Below are 3,467 nucleotides of genomic sequence, written 5' to 3'. Positions count from 1 at the left end.
ACCACGCCCTGGGGCAGGGACGCTATCCTCGACGGCGGGGGGTTGTACGGGGGCGGGGGTTGTTGGCCGTCTGGGGGGACGCCCACCCCACCCGCTCGACCAGGGCCGTCCGGAATGGACGGCCCTTTCGCGTTTCCCACGGAACGGGCCCCCGCCCCGGACGGCCGCCACCACCGCCGTACCGAGGAGAAACCCGATGACCACCGTGACGACCGCGACCAACGCGACGACCCCGACGACCTCGACGACCCCGTCCGTGGCCACCACCGCCACCTTCACCGCCGACCCGGCCGGCCACCGCGTCCTCACCGGGGACCGCCCCACCGGACCGCTGCACCTCGGCCACTACTTCGGCACCCTGCACAACCGCGTCCAGCTCCAGAACCAGGGCGTCGAGATGTTCGTCGTGATCGCCGACTACCAGGTCATCACCGACCGGGACATCGCCGACCGGCTCGCCGAGCACACCGAGAACCTCGTCCTCGACTACCTCGCGGCCGGCCTCGACCCCGACCGCGCCACGATCTTCGCGCACAGCGCCGTCCCCGCCCTCAACCAGCTGCTGCTGCCCTTCCTCAGCCTGGTCAGCGTCGCCGAACTGAACCGCAACCCCACCGTCAAGGACGAGATCGCGCACTCCCGCCAGTCCGCCGTCAACGGGCTGATGTTCACCTACCCCGCCCACCAGGCCGCCGACATCCTCTTCTGCAAGGCGAACCTCGTCCCGGTCGGCCAGGACCAACTGCCCCACCTCGAAGTCGCCCGCACCATCGCCCGCCGCTTCAACGAGCGCTACCCGCACGCCGACGGCGGCGCCGTCTTCCCCACCCCCCGCGCACTGCTCTCCGACGCCCCGCTGCTGCTCGGCACCGACGGCGGCAAGATGAGCAAGAGCCGGGGCAACTCCGTCCCCCTCGGCGCCACCGAGGACGAGACCGCCCGGATCATCCGCGGCGCCAGGACCGATGCCGACCGCCGGATCGACTACGACCCGGCCAACCGGCCCGAGGTCTCCAGCCTCGTCCTGCTCGCCGCGCTCTGCCAGGACCGCGCACCCGAGGAGATCGCCGAGGAACTCGGCGACGGCGGGGCCGCCGCGCTCAAGCGCACCGTCACCGACTCCGTCAACGAGTACCTCCGCCCCCTGCGCGCCCGCCGTGCCGAACTCGCCGCCGACCGAGGCCACCTGCGCCAGGTCCTGCGCGACGGGGCCGAACGCGCCAACGCCGTCGCCGACGCCACCCTCGACGAGGTCAGGAAGGTGATGGGGGCGATCTGAAGAACCGCCCCGCACCGTCGGGGCACCTCCGGCGCACCTTCGGCCCGAAGACGTCGGCTCGCGGACATCGGCCCGTCGAAACGGGGGCATATCGTCACCGGGCGGCCTCGACCACACCGAGGCCGCCCGTACCCGGCCTCCCCCGAAAGGCGTCCCGGCCCATGGACCAGCACCCGACCACGCCCGGCCAGGGTCTGACCCGCCCGCCGCACCTGCGCCCCGGCGACCACATCGCCGTCGTCGCCCCCAGCGGCCCGATCGACTCCCAGCGACTCACCGACGGCTGCGCGATCCTCCGCTCCTGGGGCCTGCGAGTCACCGTCGCCCCGCACGTCCTCGACGCCCACCCCACCCTCGGCTACCTCGCCGGCACCGACGCCGACCGCGCCGCCGACCTTCAGTCCGCCTGGCTCGACCCCACCGTCGACGCCGTCATCTGCGCCCGCGGCGGCTACGGCGTCCACCGCATGGTCGACCTGCTCGACTGGGACGCCATGCGCGCCGCCCCGCCCAAGCCGTTCATCGGCTTCAGCGACGTCTCCTCCCTCCAGGAGGCCTTCGCCCAGCGGCTCGGCATCGCCACCCTCTACGGGCCGATGAGCGCGGCCGGCTCCTTCATCGCCGACGGACCGACCGCCGAGCACCTGCGCCGCACCCTCTTCGAGCCCACGGCCACCACCGTGCTCACCTCACCGACCGCCACCGCCCTCGTCCCCGGCCGCGCCAGGGGCGTCACCGCGGGCGGCTGCGTCCACGTCCTCGCGGCCGAGCGCGGCACGCCCGCCGCCCGGCCCTCCTACGCCGGCGGCATCCTGATCCTGGAGGACGTCAACGAGCACCCGTACCAGCTCGATCGGCTCCTCACCCAGTTCCTGCGCTCCGGCGCGTTCGACGGGGTCGCCGGCATCGCGCTCGGCTCCTGGGACGGCTGCGGACGGCTCGACCGCGTCCGGGACGTCATGCTCGACCGCCTCGGCCCGCTCGGCATACCCGTCATCTGGGAACTCGGCTTCGGCCACTGCCCCTCCACCCTGACCGTCCCGCTCGGCGTCCCCGCCGTCCTCGACGCCGACGCCGGCACCCTCACCCTGGAAGTGCCCGCCCTCGCCGAGCGGTGAGGCCCGGGCCGGCGGTGAGTAGGGTGCGGCCATGAACGAGGACCGCCTCACCGCCCTCGCCCTCGGCTTCCTCCGGGGCCCGGGCAGCAACGCCCGTACGATCCTCGGACTTGCCGGCCCGCCCGCCGCCGGCAAGTCCACCCTGGCCCGGCACCTGGTCGCCGAGATCGAACGCGCCGAAGGCCCCGGCAGCGCCGCGTACGTCCCGCTCGACGGCTTCCACCTGTCCGCCGCCCAGCTGGACCGCCTCGCCCTGACCCACCGCAAGGGCGCCCCCGCCACGTTCGACGCCCACGGGTACGTCGCCCTGCTGCGCCGCATCGCCGCCGACCGCTTCCAGGACATCTACGTCCCCGACTTCGACCGCATCCTCGACGAACCGGTCGCCGCCCGCCACGTCGTCCGCCCGCACACCCGCCTCGTCATCACCGAGGGCAACTACCTCGCCTCCACCGACACCCCGTGGCCGGAGGCCCGCCGCCTGCTGCGCGAACTCTGGTACGTGGACACCGACGACGCCCTCCGCGAGGAGCGCCTGCTCCGCCGCCACCGCGACGGCGGCCGCGACGAGGCCACCGCCCGCCACTGGGTGACCGGCAACGACCACCCCAACGGCGAGTACGTGAAAGCCGGCCGCGCCCTCTGCACCCGGACCGTCCCCGGCAGCGGCTTGCCCGTGACGCCGGCCAGGGGTAGTGTTCTCTAGTCGCTCGGCAGGGAGCACCGGACACGCATCGGCGCGGACGGTCCCGGGGCGGCCAATCCTTTTGAAACACCATTTCCTGGTTCGGGCTGGGTCGCGTCTTGTCGCGGCTTGGTTCTTATTCGGCGTGTTCGTTTTATTGGATTGCGGCCGATTCGCTTTTCGGAGCAGGGATCGGCTAGAGTTTGAAGCGTCGGACGGGGCGTCAAGCCGCAGAAGACACCAGCGAGTTGGATGAACGAAGCGCCGGAAACGGAGCGGAAAACATCTGGTAAGCTGGAAACACGAAAGAACGAAGCGCCCGGAGGGCCCGCTGGAAGGCGGTCCGAAGGAAGTGTCCGTTCCTTGAGAACTCAACAGCGTGCCA

General features: G+C 72.4%; 3 protein-coding genes. All 3 read left to right on the top strand.

Annotation, left to right across the window (positions count from 1 at the left end):
- Window positions 1–196 precede the first annotated feature (196 nt).
- The 3 genes from trpS to ACFVX9_RS37020 all read left to right on the top strand — a co-directional run bounded on the left by trpS (window position 197) and on the right by ACFVX9_RS37020 (window position 3,103).
- Window positions 197–1,279, top strand: coding sequence for a tryptophan--tRNA ligase (trpS, locus tag ACFVX9_RS37030; RefSeq protein ID WP_380485680.1), 1,083 nt, complete (start codon window positions 197–199; stop codon window positions 1,277–1,279).
- Between the two features lie 161 nt (window positions 1,280–1,440).
- Window positions 1,441–2,397, top strand: coding sequence for an LD-carboxypeptidase (locus ACFVX9_RS37025; protein ID WP_387986334.1), 957 nt, complete (start codon window positions 1,441–1,443; stop codon window positions 2,395–2,397).
- Window positions 2,398–2,428: 31 nt separating this feature from the next.
- Window positions 2,429–3,103, top strand: a complete 675-nt coding sequence (locus ACFVX9_RS37020) for a nucleoside/nucleotide kinase family protein (protein ID WP_380378837.1) — start codon at window positions 2,429–2,431, stop codon at window positions 3,101–3,103.
- Window positions 3,104–3,467: the final 364 nt, after the last annotated feature.

This window comes from Kitasatospora sp. NPDC058243 (genome assembly GCF_042882025.1).
Classification (GTDB): domain Bacteria; phylum Actinomycetota; class Actinomycetes; order Streptomycetales; family Streptomycetaceae; genus Kitasatospora.
Note: the sequence above shows the minus strand (reverse complement) of the source record. Positions and strands in the feature narration are given on the sequence as shown.

Bases quoted from the DNA above. Each gene is read 5' to 3' on its own strand.
- trpS (WP_380485680.1), top strand. From the start codon at position 197: ATGACCACCGTGACGACCGCGACCAACGCGACGACCCCGACGACCTCG.
- ACFVX9_RS37025 (WP_387986334.1), top strand. From the start codon at position 1,441: ATGGACCAGCACCCGACCACGCCCGGCCAGGGTCTGACCCGCCCGCCG.
- ACFVX9_RS37020 (WP_380378837.1), top strand. From the start codon at position 2,429: ATGAACGAGGACCGCCTCACCGCCCTCGCCCTCGGCTTCCTCCGGGGC.